17 protein-coding genes are annotated in these 22,383 nt (G+C 65.9%); 9 read left to right on the top strand and 8 right to left on the bottom strand.

Annotated elements, in window-relative coordinates; translation table 11 throughout:
• The first annotated feature begins 7 nt into the window (after window positions 1–7).
• From phoU to lspA, 8 genes are all read left to right on the top strand, one after another.
• Window positions 8–730 (top strand): phosphate signaling complex protein PhoU, encoded by a 723-nt coding sequence (phoU, locus tag HPY67_03555; protein ID NPV03789.1) that lies wholly within the window; start codon window positions 8–10, stop codon window positions 728–730.
• The gene (locus HPY67_03550) at window positions 730–2,487 is read left to right on the top strand and encodes a HAMP domain-containing protein (GenBank protein ID NPV03788.1); all 1,758 of its coding nucleotides are present in this window, start codon (window positions 730–732) and stop codon (window positions 2,485–2,487) included. The genes phoU and HPY67_03550 overlap by 1 nt, the downstream gene beginning before the upstream one ends.
• A 164-nt stretch (window positions 2,488–2,651) precedes the next feature.
• Window positions 2,652–3,272: a DUF47 domain-containing protein gene (locus HPY67_03545; protein ID NPV03787.1), complete on the top strand. Its 621-nt coding sequence runs from the start codon at window positions 2,652–2,654 to the stop codon at window positions 3,270–3,272.
• Window positions 3,265–4,263 carry an inorganic phosphate transporter gene (locus HPY67_03540; GenBank protein NPV03786.1) on the top strand — a complete coding sequence of 333 codons (999 nt, stop codon included), beginning with the start codon at window positions 3,265–3,267 and terminating at the stop codon, window positions 4,261–4,263. Before HPY67_03545 ends, HPY67_03540 begins: the two co-directional genes overlap by 8 nt.
• Before the next feature lie 199 nt (window positions 4,264–4,462).
• Window positions 4,463–4,756: a co-chaperone GroES gene (groES, locus tag HPY67_03535; protein NPV03785.1), complete on the top strand. Its 294-nt coding sequence runs from the start codon at window positions 4,463–4,465 to the stop codon at window positions 4,754–4,756.
• Window positions 4,757–4,778: 22 nt separating this feature from the next.
• Window positions 4,779–6,410 carry a chaperonin GroEL gene (groL, locus tag HPY67_03530; protein NPV03784.1) on the top strand — a complete coding sequence of 544 codons (1,632 nt, stop codon included), beginning with the start codon at window positions 4,779–4,781 and terminating at the stop codon, window positions 6,408–6,410.
• Between the two features lie 175 nt (window positions 6,411–6,585).
• A complete protein-coding gene (gene ileS / locus HPY67_03525) occupies window positions 6,586–9,378 on the top strand; it encodes an isoleucine--tRNA ligase (GenBank protein ID NPV03783.1) in 2,793 nt (930 codons plus the stop codon).
• A 108-nt stretch (window positions 9,379–9,486) separates the two neighbouring features.
• Complete coding sequence (gene lspA / locus HPY67_03520) at window positions 9,487–9,963, top strand: signal peptidase II (protein NPV03782.1); 477 nt, start codon at window positions 9,487–9,489, stop codon at window positions 9,961–9,963.
• A 119-nt stretch (window positions 9,964–10,082) separates the two neighbouring features.
• Here lspA and HPY67_03515 read toward each other — a convergent pair whose 3' ends face one another.
• A complete protein-coding gene (locus HPY67_03515) occupies window positions 10,083–11,690 on the bottom strand; it encodes a DUF3459 domain-containing protein (GenBank protein ID NPV03781.1) in 1,608 nt (535 codons plus the stop codon).
• Window positions 11,691–11,790: 100 nt separating this feature from the next.
• Entirely contained in the window at window positions 11,791–12,315 is a 525-nt protein-coding gene (locus HPY67_03510) for a MarR family transcriptional regulator (protein ID NPV03780.1), read from the bottom strand.
• Window positions 12,316–12,495: 180 nt separating this feature from the next.
• On the opposite strand from HPY67_03510, the gene HPY67_03505 reads away from it, so the two are divergent.
• On the top strand, window positions 12,496–14,553 hold the full coding sequence (locus HPY67_03505; protein ID NPV03779.1) for a 1,4-alpha-glucan-branching enzyme: 2,058 nt from the start codon (window positions 12,496–12,498) through the stop codon (window positions 14,551–14,553).
• A 26-nt stretch (window positions 14,554–14,579) separates the two neighbouring features.
• On the opposite strand, the gene HPY67_03500 is transcribed toward HPY67_03505, so the two are convergent.
• The 6 genes from HPY67_03500 to HPY67_03475 all read right to left on the bottom strand — a co-directional run bounded on the left by HPY67_03500 (window position 14,580) and on the right by HPY67_03475 (window position 22,363).
• The gene (locus HPY67_03500) at window positions 14,580–14,741 is read right to left on the bottom strand and encodes a hypothetical protein (protein NPV03778.1); all 162 of its coding nucleotides are present in this window, start codon (window positions 14,739–14,741) and stop codon (window positions 14,580–14,582) included.
• Complete coding sequence (locus tag HPY67_03495) at window positions 14,738–16,720, bottom strand: potassium transporter KefB (GenBank protein ID NPV03777.1); 1,983 nt, start codon at window positions 16,718–16,720, stop codon at window positions 14,738–14,740. Before HPY67_03495 ends, HPY67_03500 begins: the two co-directional genes overlap by 4 nt.
• 148 nt (window positions 16,721–16,868) lie before the next feature.
• A complete protein-coding gene (locus HPY67_03490; GenBank protein NPV03776.1) occupies window positions 16,869–18,908 on the bottom strand; it encodes a potassium transporter KefB in 2,040 nt (679 codons plus the stop codon).
• A gap of 91 nt (window positions 18,909–18,999) precedes the next feature.
• Window positions 19,000–20,472: a potassium/proton antiporter gene (locus HPY67_03485; protein ID NPV03775.1), complete on the bottom strand. Its 1,473-nt coding sequence runs from the start codon at window positions 20,470–20,472 to the stop codon at window positions 19,000–19,002.
• A gap of 104 nt (window positions 20,473–20,576) precedes the next feature.
• Window positions 20,577–21,878: a TRAP transporter large permease gene (locus HPY67_03480; GenBank protein NPV03774.1), complete on the bottom strand. Its 1,302-nt coding sequence runs from the start codon at window positions 21,876–21,878 to the stop codon at window positions 20,577–20,579.
• The gene (locus HPY67_03475; protein ID NPV03773.1) at window positions 21,875–22,363 is read right to left on the bottom strand and encodes a TRAP transporter small permease; all 489 of its coding nucleotides are present in this window, start codon (window positions 22,361–22,363) and stop codon (window positions 21,875–21,877) included. The genes HPY67_03480 and HPY67_03475 overlap by 4 nt, the downstream gene beginning before the upstream one ends.
• Window positions 22,364–22,383: the final 20 nt, after the last annotated feature.

Below are 22,383 nucleotides of genomic sequence, written 5' to 3'. Positions count from 1 at the left end.
ACGGGACATGGAAGAAGTCAAGCGCACGAGCCAGCACTACGAGAATGAATTGCAGGCCATCAAGCAGAACCTCCTGTATCTGGGAGCCCTCACGGAGCACGCCATCGAAAACGTCCTGGCGTCCCTGCTGGACCGCAAGTCGGACCTGGCCCGGAAGGTCATTGACGGGGACGCCGAGATCGACCGGCTCGACACGGAGATCGAGGAGCAGTGCATCCGCCTTCTGGCCCTGCGTCAGCCCATCGCCCGCGATCTGCGCTTCATCACGACGGCCATCAAGATCAACGGCCACCTCGAGCGGATCGGCGACATGGCCGTCAACATCGCCGAGCGGGTCCTGGCCCTCAACGAGCAGCCCCAGCTCAAACCGTACATAGACCTGCCGCGCATGGCGGAGATCGCCCGCGAGATGATCCGGGGCAGCCTCGACGCCTTCGTGCGGGAGGACTGCCAGCTTGCCAACAGCATCCGCCGCAAGGATGCGGAAATCGATACCCTCAACGAGCAGATCTTCCGGGAGCTGCTCACCTTCATGCTCGAGGATGCCCGCACGATCCACCGGGCCCTGCTGATCATGCAGGTCTCGAAAAACCTGGAGCGTATCGCCGATCACGCCAAGGGCATCGCGGACATGGTCGTATACATGGTCACGGGCATCAACGTGAGGCACCAGTGGCCCGGCGAGGCTGCGGATGACAGTGCTGATGACGAGAAAAGGCGGCAGCCGTGATGCGCGGAAAGCTTTTCCTCAAGATCTTCGGCTCCCACCTGGTGATCGCCGCCATCGCCATCGGGGTCGTGGGTGTCCTGGTCGGGAACCAGATCCGCGAGAAGCTCGACCGGCAGATCGAGGCCGAGCTGTTCGCCTACGCACGCATCGTCGAACTCACCCCGTTGAAGGAGGTCGCACAGCGCGCCGATGAGATCGCGAGGATCACCCGCACCCGCGTGACCGTCATCGACCGGGAGGGCACGGTCATCGCCGAGACCGATCGGGACGCGACCACCCTCGGGAGCCACTTCGACCGGCCTGAGATCCAGGAGGCCCGCGTGCGGGGAAAGGGCACGGCCGTCCGCTACAGCCAGGCCGTGGGCGAGGAGATGAAGTACGTGGCCCTGCCGATCCGCGAGGGGGACCGGATTGCGGGGTACATCCGGCTTGCCCGCCCGCTGGTCGAGGTCCGCAAGAGCGTAGAGGAATTCACGGCTCTCGTCCTGCGGTCCTTCCTCGTGATCCTGGTTCTGTCGGTCGCGGCGGCCCTCTTCTTTTCCAGGCGCCTCACCTCGCCGATCCGCGAGATGGAGCGGTTCACGGAGAGGCTGCGCAGGGGAGAGACGCCCGGCAAGCTCCTGGTCCGAACCTCGGACGAGATCGGCCTGCTGGCCGAAAACATCAACTACATCGTCGAGGAGCTCCAGAGGCGGATCGACGCCCTCCAGGAGGAAAAGGGCAAGGTGGAGGCGGCTTTCTCGAGCGCCATGGACGGGGTCCTCCTGCTGGGCATCGACGGGAAGATCGAAACCGTCAACCAGGGGATGCGCAGCCTGGTCGGCAACCGCTACGGCGAGATCATCGGCAAGACCCCTCTGGAGGCGTTCCGCAACCTCGATCTGCAGAAGGCCCTGGATCAGTACCGCGCGACCGCCCAGCCCGTCTTTCAGGAGATTGTCTTCGGCGAGGGGCCCCCGAACGTGTTCGATGTGGCCATCTCCGGCGTGCGCGGCGTCCCGGGCGGCGAAGGCAAGATCATGCTCGTCTTCCACGATGTCACGCGCCTCAAGAAACTGGAACGCATGCGGGTGGATTTCGTGGCCAACGTCACCCACGAGATCAAGACCCCGCTGACGGCCATCCTGGGTTTCGTCGAGACCCTCCAGGAGGGGGCCATCGAGGACCGGGAAACGGCGAAGAAATTCCTGACCACGATCTCGCGGCACGCGGAGCGGCTCAACCGGCTGGTGGAGGACCTGCTGACGATCTCGAACATCGAGCTGGGCGAGATGCGGTTCTGCTTCGAGAGCGTCTCCTTGGCCGGGATCGTGCAGAGCGTCATGAACATCCTGCACGTCAAGGCACAGGAGAAGCGAATCGACCTGGCCGTCGAGATTCCCGAGGGCCTGCCTCCCATCCGGGCCGACCGGGACCGGCTGAGCCAGATTCTGATCAATGTCCTGGACAACGCCGTCAAGTTCACCCCCGCGGGCGGCCGCGTGAGGCTCTCCGCGGCGGCGGCGGACGGCGAGGTGCTCGTGCGGATCGAGGACACGGGCATCGGCGTGCCGCGTGACGAGATCGGACGTCTCGGCGAGCGCTTCTACCGCGTTGACAAGACCCGTTCCCGGGAGCTGGGGGGGACGGGGCTCGGACTTTCCATCGTCAAGCACCTCATGGCGGCCCACCGGGGCCGGATGGAGATCGAGAGCCAGCTCGGCCGGGGTACAACCGTGTTCCTCTATTTCCCCACCTACCGCGACGACACCCCCTGACCGGGCATCTCGTGACCCGCGACAATCCCTGTCGCCGTCGAGGCACCCGGCCTTTTCGCGCAACATATTGTATTCCCTGAAAAAACACTCTTTTTCGATCGGTCGTTGAAGGCGTGGGAAAAGTGTGCTATGAGGTGCACCGAACCCGAAGGAGGGGGCCCGCCGTGAAGTTCGTCCCGAAGGATGAGAAGTTCTACGACCTCTTCGAAGAGCTTGCCTGCAAGATCGAGGAAGGTGCAAAACTCTTCGTCGAAATCCTGAGCGACTATCAACAAAACGAACCGAAACTCGTGAAACTCAAGGAGATCGAGCACGAGGCCGACGAAATCACCCACCGGGCCTACGAGCGGATGCACAGGACCTTTCTGACCCCCATCGACCGCGAGGACGTCTACGCCCTTGTCAACAAGATGGACAGCATCCTGGACATGATCGAGGCCTCGGCGGTGCGCATGTACCTGTACAAGGTCAAGACGCCGGCCGAGGAACTCCATGTTCTGATGCGAATCCTCACGGAGGCGATAGCCAAGGTAAAGGACGTCGTTCATGCCCTCCGGGACAAGAAGAACTTCAAGATGATCCTCGAGGCCTGCGTGGAGATCAACACACTGGAAAATGAGGGGGATTACGTGCTCCGCACGGCCATGGCCCGCCTCTTCGAGCGCGAGAAAGACCCCATCGAGCTCATCAAGTGGAAGGAGATTTTCGAGCGGATCGAAGAATCCATCGACGTCTGCGAGGACGTATCCAACATCATCGAAGGCATCGTCCTGAAACATGGATAGCACGCTCCTCTTTGTCGGCTTCATCATTGCCGTCGCGCTGGCCTTCGACTTCATAAACGGCTTCCACGATGCGGCGAATTCCATCGCCACCGTGGTGTCCACCCGCGTTCTCTCCCCGCAGCAGGCCGTGGTATGGGCCGCCTTCTTCAACTTCGCAGCGGTTTTCTTCGTCGGCGTGCAGGTCGCCAAGACTGTTGGTACCGGGATCATCAACGTCCAGATCGTGGACAATTTTCTCATCCTTTCGGCGCTCATCGGCGCGATCGCATGGAATCTCATCACCTGGTGGCTGGGTCTGCCGAGCAGCTCCTCCCACGCTCTCATCGGCGGCCTGATCGGTGCAGGCTTGGTGAAGGGCGGCACGGAGGTGCTCGTGTGGTGGGGGATCATCAAGACGACGCTGTTCATCGTGATCTCCCCGACGATCGGGCTGATCCTGGGGTTTCTCATCATGATCGTCGTGCTGAACCTGAGCCACGACAAGAGCGTCCGAAGGGCCGACCAGATCTTCCGCCGACTGCAGCTCTTCTCGGCGGCCATCTACAGCCTGAGCCACGGCATGAACGATGCCCAGAAGACCATGGGCATCATCACGATGGTCCTCTTCAGCGCGGGGTACATCACGGGGGGATTCCACGTGCCGCTCTGGGTAATCATTGCGAGCTACGCGTTTATCTCCCTGGGGACCATGGCCGGCGGGTGGCGGATCGTCAAGACGATGGGGACGAAGATCACCAAACTCGCACCCATGGGCGGGTTCTGCGCGGAAACGGCGGCGGCCCTGTCCATCATCGGGGCCACGCTCGGGGGTATCCCCGTCAGCACGACCCATACGATTGCCGGCGCGATCGTCGGCGTGGGAGCCACGAGGCGACTCACTGCGGTCCGCTGGGGGGTCGCGGGCACCATCATCTGGGCCTGGGTTCTGACCATTCCCATGTCGGCCCTGATCGCCGCCCTGGCCTATTTCGTTTCCCTGAAACTGAACTGATGCCGGCAAAAGACGGCCGGCCCGATGAACGAACCGGCGGGCCGACGGCGACATTTTTTTCGAAATTTTTCGCCGATGCCCTTGACACGCCAAAATCCGTGCATAACATACCCTTGATTTTCCGCACAAAGAACCCGCTACCGGCAGGGTCAGCAAAAAAATCCTGAAAGATTTCAATAATTAACATGGAGGTTGGAGGATGAAGATCAGGCCATTGTACGACAGACTTATCGTGAGGCGCGTTGCGGAGGAGGAGAAGACCAAGGGCGGCATCATCATTCCCGACACCGCAAAGGACAAGCCCACCGAGGGTGAGGTCGTGGCAGCGGGCAAGGGCAGGCTCCTCGAGGACGGCAAGGTCATCCCCATGGACGTCAAGCAGGGCGACCGGATCCTCTTCAGCAAGTACGCGGGCAACGAGGTCAAGATCGACGGCGTCGAGTACCTCATCATGAGGGAAGAGGACGTGCTCGGAATCATCGAGAAGAAGTAAAAAAACAAGGAGGAACCTATAGATGGGTGCAAAGATTCTGCAGTATGACGAGGTCGCGAGAAAGTCGATTCTCGACGGCGTCAACGCGCTGGCGGATGCGGTCAAGGTAACCTTGGGCCCCAAGGGCCGGAACGTCATCATCGAGAAGAGCTTCGGTTCCCCCGTCGTGACCAAGGACGGCGTCACGGTGGCCAAGGAAGTGGAGCTCGAGGACAAGTTCGAGAACATGGGCGCCCAGATGGTGCGCGAGGTGGCGAGCCGCACGAGCGACGTGGCCGGCGACGGCACCACGACGGCCACCATCCTGGCTCAGGCCATCTACCGTGAGGGCGCGAAGACCGTTGCCGCGGGCAGCAACCCCATGGACATCAAGCGCGGCATCGACAAGGCCGTCGAGTGCGTCATCGAGGAACTCAAGAAGCTCTCCAAGCCCACGAAGGACCAGAAGGAGATTGCCCAGGTCGGCACCATCTCGGCCAACAACGACGAGTCGATCGGCAACATCATCGCCGAGGCGATGGGCAAGGTCGGCAAGGAAGGCGTCATCACCGTGGAAGAGGCCAAGGGTCTCCAGACGGAGCTCGAGGTGGTCGAGGGCATGCAGTTCGACCGCGGCTACGTCTCCCCCTACTTCGTGACCAACCCCGACAAGATGGAGGTCAACTTCGAGGACGCCTACATCCTGATCCACGACAAGAAGATCAGCGGCATGAAGGACCTGCTGCCCGTGCTCGAGGCGGCGGCCCGCAGCGGCAAGCCCCTGCTCATCATCGCCGAGGAGATCGAGGGCGAGGCCCTGGCCACCCTGGTCGTCAACAAGATCCGCGGCACCCTGCAGGTGGCGGCCGTGAAGGCCCCCGGCTTCGGTGACCGCCGCAAGGCCATGCTCGAGGACATCGCGATCCTGACGGGCGGCAAGGTCATCTCCGAGGAGATGGGCATGAAGCTCGAGAATGCCCAGCTGCAGGACCTCGGGCGCGCCCGCAAGATCACCATCGACAAGGACAACACGACGATCATCGACGGCGCCGGCTCCCGGGCCGACCTCGAGGGCCGCGTGAAGCAGATCCGCGCCCAGATCGAGGAGACCACGTCCGACTACGACCGCGAGAAGCTCCAGGAGCGCCTCGCGAAGCTCGTCGGCGGCGTTGCCCTGATCCGCGTGGGCGCGGCCACCGAGACGGAGATGAAGGAGAAGAAGGCCCGCGTCGAGGACGCCCTGAACGCGACCCGCGCGGCCGTCGAGGAGGGCATCGTCCCCGGCGGCGGGGTGGCCTACATCCGATGCCTGCCGGCCCTGGAGAAGCTCGTTCTCGAGGGCGACCAGCAGGTGGGCGTCAACATCGTGAAGAAGGCCCTCGAGGAGCCCCTCCGGATGATCGCGGCCAATGCGGGCTGCGAGGGCTCCATCGTGGTGGAGAAGGTCAAGGAAAAGAAGGGCCCTTGGGGGTTCAACGCGGCGACCGAGGAGTACGAGGACCTCGTGAAGGCGGGCGTCATCGACCCGACGAAGGTCACCCGCTCGGCCCTCCAGAACGCCGCCTCCGTGGCGGGTCTCATGCTGACCACCCAGTGCATGGTGGCCGAGAAGCCCAAGAAGGAGACCCCCATGCCGCCCATGCCCGGCGGCGGGTACGGCGGAATGGACATGTAAGCGAGGGCGTTGCGCCTCTTGCGCATGCGTGAAAAAGGCCTCCCGTTTCGGCGGGAGGCCTTTTTTTGCTTCATCCTTGAAAGTCGGTGCGCGTTGTGATAAGTGCACAGAATTCGAGGGCGAAACGCTGGTCGCCGTTCGCCATTCGCCATTTGCCCTTAGCCCCGGAGGTACCATGGATTACAAATCCACCCTCAACCTGCCCAGGACCGATTTCCCCATGAAGGCGAGCCTCTCCAGGAAGGAGCCCGAGATGCTCCAGTGGTGGGAGCAGATCCGGATCTACGACAGGATCCGCGAGGTCTCCAAGGGGCGCCCGACCTACATCCTGCACGACGGCCCGCCCTACGCCAACGGCCACATCCACCTCGGCACGGCACTCAACAAGATCATCAAGGACCTCGTCATCAAGTCGAAAAACATGGCGGGCTTCGACAGCATCTTCGTCCCGGGGTGGGACTGCCACGGCCTCCCCATCGAGCACCAGGTCGACAAGGAGCTGGGTGAGAGCAAAGGCAGCCTCTCGCAGGCCGAGAAGCGGCGCTACTGCCGCAGGTACGCCGAGCGTTTCGTCGACATCCAGCGCAGCGAGTTCAAGCGCCTCGGGGTCTTCGGCGAGTGGGACAACCCCTACCTCACGATGCACTACGAGTACGAGGCGATCACGGCGGCCGAGTTCGCCAAGCTGATGCTCTCGGGCGACGTCTACAAGGGCAAGAAGCCCGTCTACTGGTGCGCCACCTGCAAGACGGCGCTCGCCGAGGCGGAGGTGGAGTACGGCGACCACGTGACGCCGGCCATCTACGTCAAGTTCCCCATGATCTCCGACATCTCGGCGGTGCGGCCGAAGCTCGCGGGCGAGAAGGTCTCCGCCGTGATCTGGACGACGACCCCCTGGACGATCCCGGCCAATCTGGCCATTGCGTTCCACAGGGAATTCATCTACGCCGCCGTGAAGGTGAAGAAGACGGGCGAGGTCCTCATCATGGCCAAGGACCTGGTCGACTACTGCATGGACGCCTTCGGGTTCAAGGAATACGAGATCGCCGACGAGTTCCCCGGCGAGGTCGTGGAAGGCCTCAAGGCGAAGCACCCCTTCATCGACCGGGAGAGCGTCTTCATCTTGGCGCCCTTCGTGACGCTCGATGCCGGCACGGGCATGGTCCACATCGCCCCCGGCCACGGCGCCGAGGACTACGAGATCGGCATGGAGTACGGGCTCGACAACTACGCCCCCGTCGACGAGGACGGCAACTTCACGAAGGACGTGGAGTTCTTCGCGGGCCAGTTCGTCTTCGACGCCAACGAGTCCGTCAACGACAAGCTCCGGGAAGTGGGGGCGCTGCTGGCGGTGGGGGACATCGAGCACTCCTACCCGCACTGCTGGCGCTGCAAGAAGCCCATCATCTTCCGCTCCACCGAGCAGTGGTTCATCTCCATGGAGAAAAACGGCCTGCGGAAGAAGGCCCTCGAGAGCATCAACAGCGTCCGGTGGATCCCCGGCTGGGGCCGCGACCGGATCTACGGCATGGTGGAGAACCGCCCCGACTGGTGCATCTCGCGCCAGCGGCTCTGGGGCGTGCCCATCATCCTGTTCTACTGCAGGGACTGCGACACCGTCGTCTACTCGAAGGAGATCCTCGACCACGTCGTGGAACTCATGCGCGAGCACGGCGCCGACGTCTGGTTCGAGCGCGAGCCCAAGGACCTCATGCCGGCGGGCTCGGCCTGCCCGAACTGCAAGGGGACGTCGTTCCGCAAGGAGACGAACATCCTCGACGTCTGGTTCGACTCGGGGGTGAGCCACGCGGCGGTCCTCGAGACGAGGGGCTACTTGCGCTCCCCCTGCGACATGTACCTCGAGGGCAGCGACCAGCACCGCGGCTGGTTCCACTCGTCGCTGCTCGAGTCGGTGGGGACCCGGGGCCGGGCGCCCTACACGACGGTGCTCACCCACGGCTTCGTCGTCGACGGCGAGGGGAAGAAGATGTCCAAGTCGGTGGGCAACGTCATCGAGCCGCAGCCCATCATCGAGAAGTTCGGCGCCGAGATCCTGCGGCTGTGGGTGGCCGCCGAGGACTACACCGTCGACATCCGCATCTCCGACGAGATCCTGGAGCGGCTCGTCGAGGCCTACCGCCGCATCCGGAACACGAGCCGCTACATCCTGGGCAACCTCTATGACTTTGATCCGAAGAAAGACCGGGTTGCCTACTCCGAGATGGAGGAGATCGACCGGTGGGCCCTCTACCGCCTGCAGGCGGTCATCGAGCGGACGCGGAAGGCCTACGAGAACTTCCAGTTCCACATCGTCTACACCACGCTGTACAACTTCTGCACCGTGGACTTGAGCGCCCTGTACCTCGACGTCCTCAAGGACCGCCTCTACACCTCCGGGAAAGCCTCGAGGAGCCGGCGGTCCGCCCAGAGCGCCATGTTCCTCATCCTCGAGGCCATCACGCGGCTGCTCGCGCCCATCCTCACCTTCACGGCCGAGGAGGTGTGGCAGAGCCTGCCCGCCTGGGACGGCAAGGCGATGAGCGTCCACCTGACCCAGTTCCCCGAGGCGGATCCCGCCTGGGCCGACGAGAAGCTGGGCGACACCTGGAAGACCCTCATCGCCGTGCGCGGCGAAATCTCCAAGGCCATGGAGACGGCCCGGAAAGGCAAGGTCATCGGCCACCCGCTCGACGCGGCCGTGACGGTCACAGGCCCGGAGAAGCTCGTCTCCCTCCTGGAGAAGCACGAGGAGGACATGCGGGCGCTCTGCATCGTCTCCAGCCTGCGCGTCCAGAAGGGCGGGGCGCTGCAGGATGCCTTCGAGAGCGCCGAGATGCCGGGCCTCAAGGTTGCCGTGGCGAAGGCCGGCGGTGAGAAGTGCCAGCGCTGCTGGGTGTTCAGCGAGGAGCTGGGGCGCGACGCGAATCACCCGAAGATCTGCCCGCGGTGTCTTGCGAACCTGGGCTGAAGGCAAAAGGCAAAAGGCAAAAGGCAAAAGGCAAAAGGCAAGAACATCCCCCTCTTTCCCCCTTTGAAAAAGGGAGGTGACAGGGGGATTTTCTGATGAGGGGGAACGTTGAAGCGAAACTACCTGCTGTTCGTCCTGACGGTGCTGGTCATCGTCGTGCTCGACCAGATCACCAAGATCTACATCGACACGCACATGACCCTGCACGAGTCCATCCCCGTCGTCCAGGGGTTCTTCAACATCACCTACGTCCGTAACCCCGGCGCGGCCTTCGGCTTCCTGGCCGGCGCATCGCCGATGGTGCGGGCGCTGTTTCTCATCGGTGTTTCGATTCTCGCCTCGGGCCTCATCGTCTACTACGTCGTGAAGATGAAGACGGAGGACATCCTGCTGACCTACGGCATGTCGCTCATCCTCGGCGGCGCCGTGGGCAACCTGATCGACCGCATCCGCCTCGGCGAGGTGATCGACTTCCTCGACTTCCACATCTCCACGTACCACTGGCCGGCCTTCAACGTGGCCGACGCGGCCGTGACGGTGGGGGCAGTGATCCTCTTCTACAAGTTGATCCGGGGACAGGTCTAGAAGGCCGGTGACAGGGGTTCATCCCGCGCCAGGAGAGAAGTTGGGAAGTTGTGAAGGTAAGAAGCGTGGATGGGCTGGAGACCAGTGTCATGCTTTCAGCTTCTCCGAGCTTCATAACTTCATAGCTTCTCCACTTCCGTACGTTCACCGTGCTGCTTCAGGTAGACCGCGCAGGACAGGGGAGCGAGGGGCAGGGGAACGTCGCCGCCCTCGCCCTGCAGCCGCTCGGGGAGGGCGCTCCCGGGGCCGCCCCACCGGGGGGCGGCTGTATCGAATCGCAGGGCCCACGCGCCCGCGGGGACGGGGAGCGCCACGGTCGATGCCCTGGTGCCGAAGTGGAAGATCACGATGAGGTCCTCGTCGTCCTTCCAATGCCGCACGAGCAGCACCCTTTCCCTTTCGTAACCCAGCACCCCCATGCACTGCCTGTCCAGGAGTCCCGCGGCGCGCAGCTCCTTCCGAAGCCGGATCAGCCCGGCACGGCGGGCGGCGCCGGCAGGCGCGTCCGCATCCCCGGGCAGAAGCGGCAGGAAGGGGGACAAAAACAGGCATGCCTCGAGAAGGGCGCCCGCCCCAACGGTCCCGCGGCGGCCGTCCCGCCCGGGTTCCGGCGGCTGCAGCCGGACAAGAAACCTCTCCCCGGGCAGGGCACGCGACGAGCGGCCCCGGCGCCGCCGACGGGCGGGTGAATAGCCGCCCGAGTCGACGAAGCCTTCCAGGAAGGCCTTCCGGACGTGCTCGAGCCTGCCGAAGCCGCTGCCGGCGCCCCCGCGGGGGCGCAGCAGGAGGGCATCCAGGGACTCCGCGAAATCCGGGTTCCACACCGCGTCGAGCCCCATCCCGCCGTCTTCCGGGAGACGGACCAGGCGGGGGTCGTTGCGTTCGCTGTGCGCAACGAGGTGCAGGGGCCGGCCGACCCGGCGGGCCTCGGCTTTCACGGCCTGCGCCATTTCCTCCAGGAGGGGCAGGGGCGACGGGTCCGCCACGGCGTCCACCGGCCCGATGTCGAGGGCGTCGACCCGGTACTCCCGGAACCACGACATCGCGCACTCGATGAAATACCGCCGCACCTCGTCACTCCAGGGGCCGTCGAGGTTGAGCCGCCGGTCGTGGCCGGCGAAGTAGGGGCCGAACCACGCGAGGGGGTCCCCCTCGATGCCGGGCTCGAACAAATCGACGGCAAGCATCACGGCGACCCCCCTTCTGTGGCAGGCCCCGACCAGGCGTTTCAGCCCGGCCGGCCCTCCCGCGGGGGCCGAAACGGAAAACGGGAATCCCCGGCCGGCCGAGGTCCGGACCCGCAGAGCGTTGAACCCGGGGGAGACGTACCCGCCGATGCGGGAACGGATCGAATCGAAGGGGCGGTCGCTTTCGCCGGGTTCGGTGAGGACGGCATCCCGCAGAGCGAGGCCGGGCCACGGGCCCACTGTTGCAGGCGGGCGCGGATCGGTGACTTGGGATGGACCGGAGGGGCCGAGCGGCTGGGACCGCGAGGCGGGGTCGGGCCGTTCGATCAGCCCGTCGAGGCGGTAGACATACAGGTCACCCGGCCGAACGCCGTCGAGCACGGCGCCGTGATACCCGTCACGCAGCCTCTGCAGGGCGACGATGCGCCCCCCGGGGGGAAGGATGCGGAGCTCCACCCGTTTCGCGGCGGGCGCCCAGACGAGAAAGGAGCATCGGCCCCCTTTCCGGCAGGCGGAACCCAGTGGAAGCCTTCGTTCCACGGACGGCCTCCTCGGCCCCTGCCTCCCGTGCCGAGGGGATCGCGGGGCCGGTCGCTGCAGAGGTTCACCGGATTGCGGGCGGGGGGCGGCGCCGCCGGGGTCATGCCGGCTTTCTGCCCCGCCGCTTCCTCGGCGCCGATTCCTCCTTGCGCGGCCTGCCGCGGCGGCGCTTGGGGACGGGGCCTCTCGCGTGCGCCTCGAGGACCCGGACGATCACCGCGAGGCCGGCGGCGAGGCGCTTGAGCTTCTTTTCCGGCAGGCTCTCGAGACCCGCGAGCACGGAGTCCCGTGCGTCCGGGGGGGTCTTGCGAAGGGCGGCCTTGCCGCCGCGGGTCAGCCTGACCTGGACCTGCCTGCGGTCTTTCTTCGACGGGGTGCGGTCCACGAGGCCGTGACCCTCGAGCCGGTCGACGATGCCGACCACCGTGGCCGGGTGCAGGTAGATGCGGCGGGCGAGCTCGGAGATGCTCAGGCCGGGCGAGTCGGCCAGGGTCTTCATGGCGAGCAGTTGCGGTCCCGTGATGCCCGTCTCCTTGCGGATCCTCTTCGAGCGTGTCTGGACGAGCTGCATGAGCTTCCGGAGGGCGGCGTTGACCTCCATGGTCAGTTGGTTTTCTGCTGGCATGATCTCTCCTTTCCGACTGCCGGGTGTTTGAAATTCGTATACAAATAATCGGGGCGTCTGTCAACCCGCGATGTGCATGTCCCTCACCGGCGGAGCCTTGCACAAAACGGCATTTTCTGTATGATGCGGGCAGGCCGGGTATTCGGCCTGCAGCAACCGCAGCGCAGGGGTGCACAGGGGATGACGGACAAAACGGGACCGGGAGGCGCGGCCCCCGGCGGCATCGAGGACCTTGCGGAGCGGCTCGTTGCCGCAGACCCGCTGCTGGGCCCTTGGCGCGGGGCCATCGCGAGGCGCCTGCGCCGGGTGGCCGAGCTGGAGGCGCGGCTCACGGGGGGGCGGATGCGGCTTGCCGATTTCGCCAGCGGGCACGAGTATTTCGGGCTGCACCGCCGGGGCGGCGAGTGGGTCCTGCGCGAGTGGGCCCCGAACGCGACGCGCGTCAGCCTCGTGGGTCAGATGACCGACTGGCGGGAGTCGCCCCGGTTCGCCCTGGAGAGGCTCGACGGGGCCGAGGGCGTCTGGGAGATCCGCCTGCCGGCCTCGGCCATGGCCCACGGCGATCTGTACCGCCTGCGGGTGCACTGGATCGGCGGGCAGGGCGAGCGCATCCCCGCCTGGGCCCGGCGCGTCGTGCAGGACCCGCAGACGCTCATCTTCAACGCCCAGGTCTGGGACCCTCCCTCCGCGTACCGGTGGCGCCGCGAGGGCTTCCGGTGCGCCGTGCGGACGCCCTTCGTCTACGAGGCCCACGTCGGCATGGCCCAGGAGGAGGAGAGGGTCGGCACCTACCGGGAGTTCACAGAGAAGGTCCTGCCGCGGATCGTGCGGGCCGGCTACGACGTCCTGCAGCTGATGGCGATCCAGGAGCACCCCTACTACGGGTCGTTCGGCTACCAGGTGAGCAGCTTCTTCGCCGCCTCGTCGCGGTTCGGCACGCCCGAGGACCTCAAGGCGCTCATCGACGCCGCGCACGAGGCGGGGCTCTGCGTCGTCATGGACCTCGTCCACTCGCACGCCGCGTCCAACGAGGTGGAGGGCCTCAGCCGCTTCGACGGCACGGAGCACCAGTACTTCCACCGGGGTGCGCGGGGACGGCACGAGGCCTGGGATTCGCGCTGTTTCGACTACGGCAAGCCCCAGGTCCTGCACTTCCTGCTCTCCAACTGCCGCTACTGGCTCGACGAGTTCCGCTTCGACGGGTTCCGCTTCGACGGCGTGACGAGCATGCTCTACCTGCACCACGGCCTGGGGAAGGCCTTCCTGTCCTACGACGACTACTTCGACGCAAGCGTCGACGAGGATGCCCTGGCCTACCTGGCCCTGGCGAACCGGGTCGTCCACGACGTGCGGCCCGACGCCGTCACGATCGCCGAGGACGTCAGCGGCATGCCGGGGCTGGCCGTCCCCGCGGAGCGGGGGGGAACGGGGTTCGATTACCGCTTCGCCATGGGCGTGCCCGACACGTGGATCCGGCTGCTGAAGGAATGCCCCGACGAGGCGTGGCCCCTGGGGCACCTGTGGTACGAGCTCAACAACCGCCGGCGGGACGAAAAGACGATCAGCTACTGCGAATCGCACGACCAGGCCCTCGTGGGGGACAAGACCCTCATCTTCCGGATGATCGATGCGGACATGTACACCGACATGAGCGTCTTCCGGCAGAACCTCCGCGTGGAGCGAGGGGTGGCCCTCCACAAGATGATCCGCCTCGTCACCCTTGCCACGGCGGGCCACGGGTACCTGAACTTCATGGGCAACGAGTTCGGGCACCCTGAGTGGATCGACTTCCCGAGGGCCGGAAACGGCTGGTCCTACAAGTATGCCCGGCGCCAGTGGAGCCTCGCGGACGACGAGACCCTGCGCTACCGCCAGCTGGCCCGCTTCGACGCCGACATGATCGGTTTCGCGCGCCGGGCGAACCTTCTGGGATCGGGCGACCCCCGGCTCCTGCACGAGCACGGCGAGACGAAGATCCTCGCCTTCGAGCGGGCGGGGCACCTGTTCGCGTTCAATTTCCACCCCTCCCGCTCCTACGAGGGCTACCGGATCGACGCCCCGCCGGGCCGATACCGGCACGTCCTCGACACCGATGCCGTCGCCTACGGCGGCCACGGGCGCCTCGTGGCGGACCAGGTCCACTTCACGCAGCCGGACGGCACGGCGGGGTCCCTCCGTCATCTGCTGAGCCTCTATCTCCCCACGCGCACGGCCCTCGTGCTCCGAAAGGTCGATTGACCGCGAGACCCCCGCGGCACCGCCGGTCACTTCTGCACGGGTTCGAGGTCGGAGCCGCAGACGTCGCAGATCTTCGGTGTTCCCGTTTCATCGGCACGGCACACCCGGCAGTGCCGGCACACGGGGCAGTACGCCAGGTGCCGCGCGAAGACGCCCGAAAAGACGGCGGCGACGAAGAGAGGGTTCATGGCTGTTTCTCCCGGAAAAGCTCCTCCACCTGGGCGATCCGGTCGGGCTGGCCGACGACGAAGAGCAGGTCCTGCGCCTCGAGCCGGATGTCGGGGTCGGGGATGGTCGTGATCTCGGCCCCCTTGCGGACGGCCAGCAAGGTGACGCCGTACTTCTTGCGCATCTGTGTCTCGGCCAGGGTCTTCCCCGCGGCCTCGGAGCGGGCCTGGACGCGGAACGAGCGGATCTCGACGTCGGGCAGGCAGGTCCCGATGTCGGGGCAGCTCGTCGCCTCGCGGGACAGGCTTCGCAGCATCTCGTAGCCCCCGGCCCGGATCTCCGCGGCGAACCTTTCGATCTCGTCCTTCGGGAGCATGTAGGTGGCCATCAGGCGGCTGAAGATTTCCACGGAGGTCTCGAACTCCTCGGGGATGACCTCGTTGGCGCCGAGTTCCTTCAGCGGATGGATCTCCCCGATGAACCGCGTCCGGACGATGATGTAGGCCTTCGGGTTGAGCCTCCGGGCAAGCTCCGTGATCCGCCGCGTGGCCGCCGCGTCGTTGATCACGACGGCGATGGACCGGGCGCGGCAGACGTTGACGTGCTGCAGGACGGCCTCCTGGGTGGCGTCGCCGTAGTAGATGGGCTCGCCCTTCGCCCTCTCCTCGATCACGACGTCCGGGTTCATCTCGATGACGGCGTAGGGGATCCCCATGGTCCGGGCCGCCCTCGCCAGGTTGCGCCCGTTGAAGCCGAAGCCGACGATGACGAGATGGTCTTTCTCACGGTACGCCCGCACGGACGCCCCGCGGAACCTCCCCCTCTTCAGGCGCCTGGAAACGGGCAGGCGGGAGACGGCCTCCGAGAGGCGCGGCGAGGCGTACATGATGAAGGGGGTGGCCATCATGGTGAGCACCGAGACGGCGAGGAATTCCTGGTATCGCGTCCCCGTAAAGACGGCGTACCGGTTTGCCGCCTCGGCCAGGACGAAGGAGAACTCCCCGATCTGGCAGAGTGCCAGCCCCACGAGGACGGCGGTCCGGAGGGGCAGCCCGACGATCAGGGCCGCCGCCGCCGCGATCAGGGCCTTGACGACGATGACGCCTGCGGTCATCCATGCGACCCCGACGGGGTTTGCGGCGAGACGGCCGAGATCGAGAAGCATGCCGACGGAAACGAAGAAGAAGCCGGTGAAGACGTCCCGGAAGGGCAGGATGTTGCCGAGGGCCTGGTGGCTGTACTCCGACTCGGAGATGACGAGGCCGGCCAGGAACGCACCCAGGGCGAGCGAGAGCCCCGCCTTCTGGGTCAGCCAGGCCACGGCGAGACCGATCATGACGACGGCCAGCAGGAACAGCTCCCGGCTGCGGGTCTGGGTGACCTTGAGCAGGGCCCAGGGCACGAACCACTTCGCGGCGACCACGATCAGCAGGATCACCCCGATCTCCTCCGCGACGAGCCGCAGGATGGCTTCCGGGTTCTCGTGGATGACGCCGCCCAGCAGCGGCAGGATGAGCATCATGGGCACGATGATGAGGTCCTGGAAGATGAGGATGCCCAGGGTGCTCGTGCCGTGCGGGGTGTCGATCTCGGCGCGGTCCTGCAGGAGCTTCATGACGATGGCCGTGCTGCTCAACGCTGTCAGGAACCCGATGAGGATCGCTTCCCCGGGCGGCAGGCCGAAGAACTGCGCGGCGGCCGCGGCGATGAAAAAGGTCAGGATGACCTGGAGGGACCCTCCCAGCAGGGCGGTGCGCCTGAGCTGGAGGAGGTTCCGGAAGGAAAATTCCAGGCCGATGGTGAACAGCAGCGCCACGATGCCCAGCTCGGCCAGGATCCGGACGGCCTCGATCTCGCCGACGAGGCGGAACCCGTAGGGGCCTGCGACGATGCCCGTGAGCAGGTAGCCGACGATCACGGGGATGCCCGCCCGGTGGCACAGGTAGAGCACGACGGCGGAGAGCCCGATGATGATGAGGATGTCGCCCAGGAACGGCATGCCAAGCGCCTCTCTCCGGGATCGGGGTGACGCGTTCGGCCGGCGCCGGGTGCCCCGGTCAAACAAAAGGGCCGTCACTGCCCGCGGGCAGATGGCGGCCCGACCATCGCGATGCTCCTCCGGGTTGAGTCCCGGACCCGCTTTCAGTCTAGTGGTTTTGCCGTCCCGCTTCAACCCTTTTCCGCTGCCCCGGGGGTCTCTTCGCGGCCGTGCCCCGGAGCGCCGATTCCAGGTCCGCGATCTTCCCGGGCGGGCCGACCACGAAGAGAATGTCCTCCGGCTGCATGACGAGATCGGACGGCGGGATGGAGATGATCTCTCCCTCGCGCCGCACGGCCAGGACGGTGACGCCGAACGACTTCCCGAGCTCCGCCCCGGCGATGGTCTTCCCCGCCAGGGGCGATTCCCCGTGCACGCGGACCGAGCGCAGATCCATGTCCGGCAGGCAGGCCCCGATGTGCGGGCAGGACGTGGCGTGCGCCGAGAGATTGCGGAACATCGCGTAGCCGTCCGAGCGGATCTCCTCGACGAACCGGTGGATCTCCTCCTCGGGCAGGAGGTAGCGCGACAGGATGCGGCTGAAGATCTCCACGGAGGTCTCGAACTCCTCGGAGATGACCTCGTTGGCCCCCGTCTCCATGAGCGGCCCGATCTCCTGGATGAACCGCGTCCGCACGACGATGTAGAGCCTGGGATTGAGCCTGCGCGCCAGGTCGGTGATGCGCCGCGTGGCCGCGGCGTCGCTGATCACGACCACCAGGATCCGGGCCTGGCGGATGCCGACGTGCTGCAGGATGGCCTCGTGGGTCGCGTCCCCGTAGTGGATCGGCTCGTCTCTCCGCCGGAATTCCCGGACGAGGTCTGCGTTCATGTCCACGACCGCGTAGGGGATCTTCGCCTCGCGGGCGGCCCGGGCGATGTTCTGGCCGTAGATGCCGAAGCCGACGATCACCAGGTGGTCCTTCTCGTGCACCCCTCTGCCGCCCGCCGTGGGCAGGCTGCCGCGCTTGAGGCGGCCCGGCAGCGGCAGGCGGGCCAGGGCGTCGGCGACGGGGTGTGAGACGCGGAACAGAAACGGCGTGGCCATCATGGTCAGGACGGAGTAGGCCAGGAACTCCTGGTTGATCGCCTGCGTGAGCAGGCCGTGCTTGCGGCCGGCCTCGGCGAGGATGAAGGAGAACTCGCCGATCTGCCCGAGGCAGAGGCCCGCCAGCGCGGCCACGCGGATGGGAAGGCCCACGAACAGGACCGCCGCCGCGGCGGCGAGGCTCTTGACGAGCATGATCCCGGCGGCCAGCAGGAAGAGGTAAGCCGGGTGCTCGGCGAGGAAGCGGACATCGAGGAGCATCCCGATGGAGACGAAGAAGAAGCTCGCGAAGATGTCGCGGAAGGGGATGACGTTGCCCATGGCCTGGTGGCTGTACTCGGACTCGGAGATAACGAGGCCCGCCAGGAAGGCCCCGACGGCCAGCGAGAGCCCCGCGACGTGGGTGAGCCACGCCACGGCCAGGCCGATCATCACGATCGTGAGCAGGAAGAGCTCGCGGCTGCCCGTCCGGGTGACCTCGCGAAGGGTCCAGGGGACGACCCACTTGGCCGCGACGACGAGGACCAGGATGACGCCGATCTCCTTGCCCAGCAGGATCAGCAATTCATCGGTGCTCCCCCCGGCGCCCCCGCCGAGGAAGGGGAGCAGCAGCATCATGGGGACGACGATGAGGTCCTGGTAGATGAGGATGCCCAGCGCGCTGCCGCCGTGGGGCGTCTCCACCTCGGCGCGGTCCTGCAGGAGCTTCATGACGATGGCGGTGCTGCTCAGGGCCGTCAGGAAGCCGATGAAGATCGACTGCCCCGCGGGCCGGCCGAGGCCGTGCGAGATGGCCGCGGCCACCAGCAGGGTGAGCAGCACCTGCAGGGTCCCGCCCAGCAAGGCCGTTCGGCGCAGCTGCACGAGGTTGCGGAAGGAGAATTCCAGGCCGATCGTGAAGAGCAGGGCCACGACGCCGATCTCGGCCAGCATCATGACGGCCTCGAGGTTGCCGACGAGCCTGAACCCGTAGGGACCGGTCAGCAGCCCCGTGAGGAGATACCCCACGATGGCGGGCAGCTCGAGGCGGTGGCACAGGTAGAGCACCACGGCCGACAGCCCGATGATGATGACGATGTCGTCGAGAAAAAACATGCCGATCCGTCTCCCTCCGGCGCGGTCACACGAAAAAGCCGCATCCTGTCCGCACCGGATCCAGTGTAAATGCTTCAGGCGGCGGCGACAATCTCTTTCATTGATCCCGCGGCGCTTCGATGATCGAACGCGCCTGATCGAGCTGCGCTGCGGCTGCCAGGAAGAGCAGCCGGTCCCCGGGGTTCAGGATCGTTCCCCCCGTGGGGATGATGAATTCCTCGCCCCGGTTGATGAGCACCACGAGGGCCCCCTCGGGCAGCCCGAGCTCCACGAGCTGCTTTCCCGCCGCCGCATAGTCTTCCCTGACTTCAATGTCGACGAGGTCGCAGGGTACCCGACCGCCGGGTTCGCACTCGATGGGATAGAGGGGAACCCGTTGCATCGGCGCATCCACGCCGAGCCAACGGGCTATCCTCGGAATCGAGGTTCCCTGCAGAAGGGCCGAAGCCAGCACGACGAAGAAAACAACGTTGAACATCATTTCCGCCTGTGCGATCCCGGCCAGCAGGGGGAACGTTGCAAGAATGATCGGCACGGCGCCGCGAAGCCCCACCCAGGCAACCATCACACGCTCCCGGCAGGACATGCCGGACCCGATGAGGCTGACGAAGACGCCCGCGGGCCTCGCGACCAGCATCAGGAAGGCCGTGACGAGGATTCCCGTGCCTGCGATGCCCGGAAGCTTTGAGGGATAGACAAGCAGTCCGAGCACGAGGAACATGGAGATCTGCATGAGCCAGGCCAGCCCGTCGTGGAACCGGATAAGGCTCCTCTTGTGGATGAAGTTGTGATTGCCCATCACGATGCCGGCGGCGTAGACCGCGAGGAACCCGTTTGCTTGGACGGCCGTCGAGAGCCCGTAGATCAAAAGAACCGTGGCGAGGCTCAGCACGGGGTAGAGCCCGTCATACTCGAGGCGGATGTGGTTGATCAGGAGGACCATCCCGCGGCCGAGCAGGTACCCCAGGCCCGCACCGAGCAGCAGCTGGACGAGGATCATGGGTATCAGGTCGGCCACGGTCTCGCCGGGGTGCAGCAGGAGCTTGATGCTGGCGACCGTCAGGAGAACGGCCATAGGGTCGTTGCTCCCCGATTCCAGTTCCAGCAGGGGCTTCAGGTTTCCTTTGAGGCTGACGCTTCTCGACCGCAGGACGGAAAATACGGCCGCCGCGTCCGTCGAGGAAATGATCGAACCGAGCAGGAACCCCTCGAGAGGAGAGAGCCCTCCCACGACCGTGGTGAACCAACCTGCCAGAGCGGCTGTGACGAAAACCCCCAGTGTGGCAAGGAGGCCGCCCTGCACGAGAACCGGACGGACACTCGTCCAGCTGGTTGAAAGTCCGCCGGCAAAGAGGATGTAGCACAGCGCGATGATCCCCAGGGTCTGCGCGAGCGCGGGGTCGTCGAAATGGATACCGCCAAGACCGTCGGAACCGGCCAGCATTCCGATCCCCAGAAAAATCAGCAGAGAGGGGATCCCAAGGCGGTCCGAGACCTTGCTGGCCAGAATGCTGGCGAGAAGAAGAACCGCTGCGGCAAGAAGAGTCAGTTCGATCGCAATCGGGCTCATGGAACGCTACCGGCCTGTTTCTCCAGGGCATTACTGGGGGCCCGTGCGCTACTATGCGGATTTTTCGCGCCCTGCGCAATCGAAAAGAAAAACGGTCGACGGGGTCAGTGCATGAGCCGCGGCAGCCACAGGGCGATCTGCGGGAAGAGGATGAGCAGGGCGGCCGTGGCGATCTGCGCGGCCAGCAGCCTGAGGGCTCCGCGGAAAATGGTCTGCAGCGGGACGTCGCGGGCCACGCCCGCCACCACGTAGGCGTTGATCCCCACGGGCGGCGTGATGACGCCCATCCCGGTGACGAGCACGATGATCACGCCGAACCAGATCGGGTCGAACCCGAGGGCGGTGATGACGGGGAAGAAGATCGGGATCGTCAGCATGATCATGGCGAGCGAGTCCATGAGGCAGCCCATGACGAGGTAGATCAGGATGATCATGGCCATGACGGCCCAGGGCGGCACGGCGAGCCCGAGGACCCAGGCGCCCACGTCGAAGGGGATCCGTGTGACGGCCAGGAAGTGGCCGAAGACGGTGGCCCCCGCCACGATGACGAGGATCATGCAGGTGACCCGCGTCGTCTCGACGAGGGCCTGGGAAAACCCTTTCCAGGACAGATGCCTGCCGATGAGGGCGATCAGCAGGGTGCCGAAGGCGCCGATGGCCGCCGCCTCCGTCGGGGTGAAGACCCCCATGAAGAGGCCGCCCATGACGGCCGCGAAGAGCAGGAGCGTCTCGACGACGCCCGCGAGCGAGGCGACCTTCTCGCGAAGGGTGAACCGAGACCCCGGCATGGCCAGCTCCGGGCGCCTCCAGGTCCAGAGGAGGACCGTCGCAATGAACAGGGCCGTCATGAGGACCCCCGGCACGACGCCCGCCAGGAAGAGCTTGCCGACGGACTGCTCGGTCATGATCCCGTAGACGATGAAGATCGTGCTCGGCGGGATCAGGATGCCGAGGCTGCCGCCCGCGGCGACGACGCCCGTCGCCAGGGCCGGGTCGTAGTTGTACTTCTTCATCTCCGGCAGGGCCACGGCGGCCATCGTGGCGGCCGTGGCGCTCGTGGAGCCGCAGATGGCCGAGAAGCCTGCGCAGGCGCCGATCGTGGCGACGGCCAGCCCGCCCGGCAGGCTCCCGAGGAAGCGGTAGGCGGCATGGAACAGCCGGCTGCTCATCCCGGAGTGGTGCGCCAGCTGCCCCATGAGGACGAACAGGGGGATGACCGTGAGGTTGTAGGACCCGAAGACGGAGAAGAAGTCCTGGGCCATCAGGTGCAGGGCGGCGTCCCAGGTGACCAGATACGCGAAGCCGGCCAGCCCCACGAGCGCCATGACGAACCCCACGGGGATCTTCAGGAACATGAGGGCGACGAGGGCAACGAACCCGCAAATCCCGGCTTCCGTCGGAGTCATGGCTTGAGAGCCCTCCGAAGCTGCCGCAGGGCGTCGGTGAGGAGGATCGCCGTCAGGATCGCCGACCCGGCGGCGATCCCGAGGACGAAGGGCCACGTCGGCATGCCGAGCGTCAGGGACACGTCGCCGCTCTCCATCAGGTCGCGGGCATACACGAGACACTGCCGCGCGAGCAGGCCGAACAACGCCGCGCCGGCGATCGACCCCAGGGCCTCCACGAGGCCGCGGGGGCGTCCCGGGAGCCGGTCGACGAGCATCTCCACGGCGATGTGGCCGCGCTCCACGGAGGTCCAGGCCAGGGCGAAGGCGACGATGAGTGCGCCGAAGTACCCGACCAGCTCATAGGTTCCCGGAATGGGCCGGCCGAAAAAGCGCAACGCGACGTCGGCACAGGTCAGCAGCATGATGAACACGATCGCCGCCGCTGCGAGGCCGTTGAGTGCGACCGCCGCCCGATGCAGGGTCTTTCCGATGGCACGAAGCACGTGCGTCCCCCCGAAGCCGG

This window comes from Syntrophaceae bacterium, from assembly GCA_013177795.1.
GTDB lineage: Bacteria > Desulfobacterota > Syntrophia > Syntrophales > UBA2192 > UBA2192.
Note: the sequence above shows the minus strand (reverse complement) of the source record. Positions and strands in the feature narration are given on the sequence as shown.

Excerpts from the sequence above, each read along its gene's own strand:
- HPY67_03550 (NPV03788.1), top strand. The coding sequence starts at position 730 with ATGCGCGGAAAGCTTTTCCTCAAGATCTTCGGCTCCCACCTGGTGATC.
- HPY67_03480 (NPV03774.1), bottom strand. The coding sequence starts at position 21,878 with ATGACTCCGACGGAAGCCGGGATTTGCGGGTTCGTTGCCCTCGTCGCC.
- phoU (NPV03789.1), top strand. The coding sequence starts at position 8 with ATGGAAGAAGTCAAGCGCACGAGCCAGCACTACGAGAATGAATTGCAG.
- HPY67_03540 (NPV03786.1), top strand. The coding sequence starts at position 3,265 with ATGGATAGCACGCTCCTCTTTGTCGGCTTCATCATTGCCGTCGCGCTG.
- ileS (NPV03783.1), top strand. The coding sequence starts at position 6,586 with ATGGATTACAAATCCACCCTCAACCTGCCCAGGACCGATTTCCCCATG.
- HPY67_03510 (NPV03780.1), bottom strand. The coding sequence starts at position 12,315 with ATGCCAGCAGAAAACCAACTGACCATGGAGGTCAACGCCGCCCTCCGG.
- groES (NPV03785.1), top strand. The coding sequence starts at position 4,463 with ATGAAGATCAGGCCATTGTACGACAGACTTATCGTGAGGCGCGTTGCG.
- HPY67_03505 (NPV03779.1), top strand. The coding sequence starts at position 12,496 with ATGACGGACAAAACGGGACCGGGAGGCGCGGCCCCCGGCGGCATCGAG.
- HPY67_03485 (NPV03775.1), bottom strand. The coding sequence starts at position 20,472 with ATGAGCCCGATTGCGATCGAACTGACTCTTCTTGCCGCAGCGGTTCTT.
- HPY67_03500 (NPV03778.1), bottom strand. The coding sequence starts at position 14,741 with ATGAACCCTCTCTTCGTCGCCGCCGTCTTTTCGGGCGTCTTCGCGCGG.
- HPY67_03495 (NPV03777.1), bottom strand. The coding sequence starts at position 16,720 with ATGCCGTTCCTGGGCGACATCCTCATCATCATCGGGCTCTCCGCCGTC.
- groL (NPV03784.1), top strand. The coding sequence starts at position 4,779 with ATGGGTGCAAAGATTCTGCAGTATGACGAGGTCGCGAGAAAGTCGATT.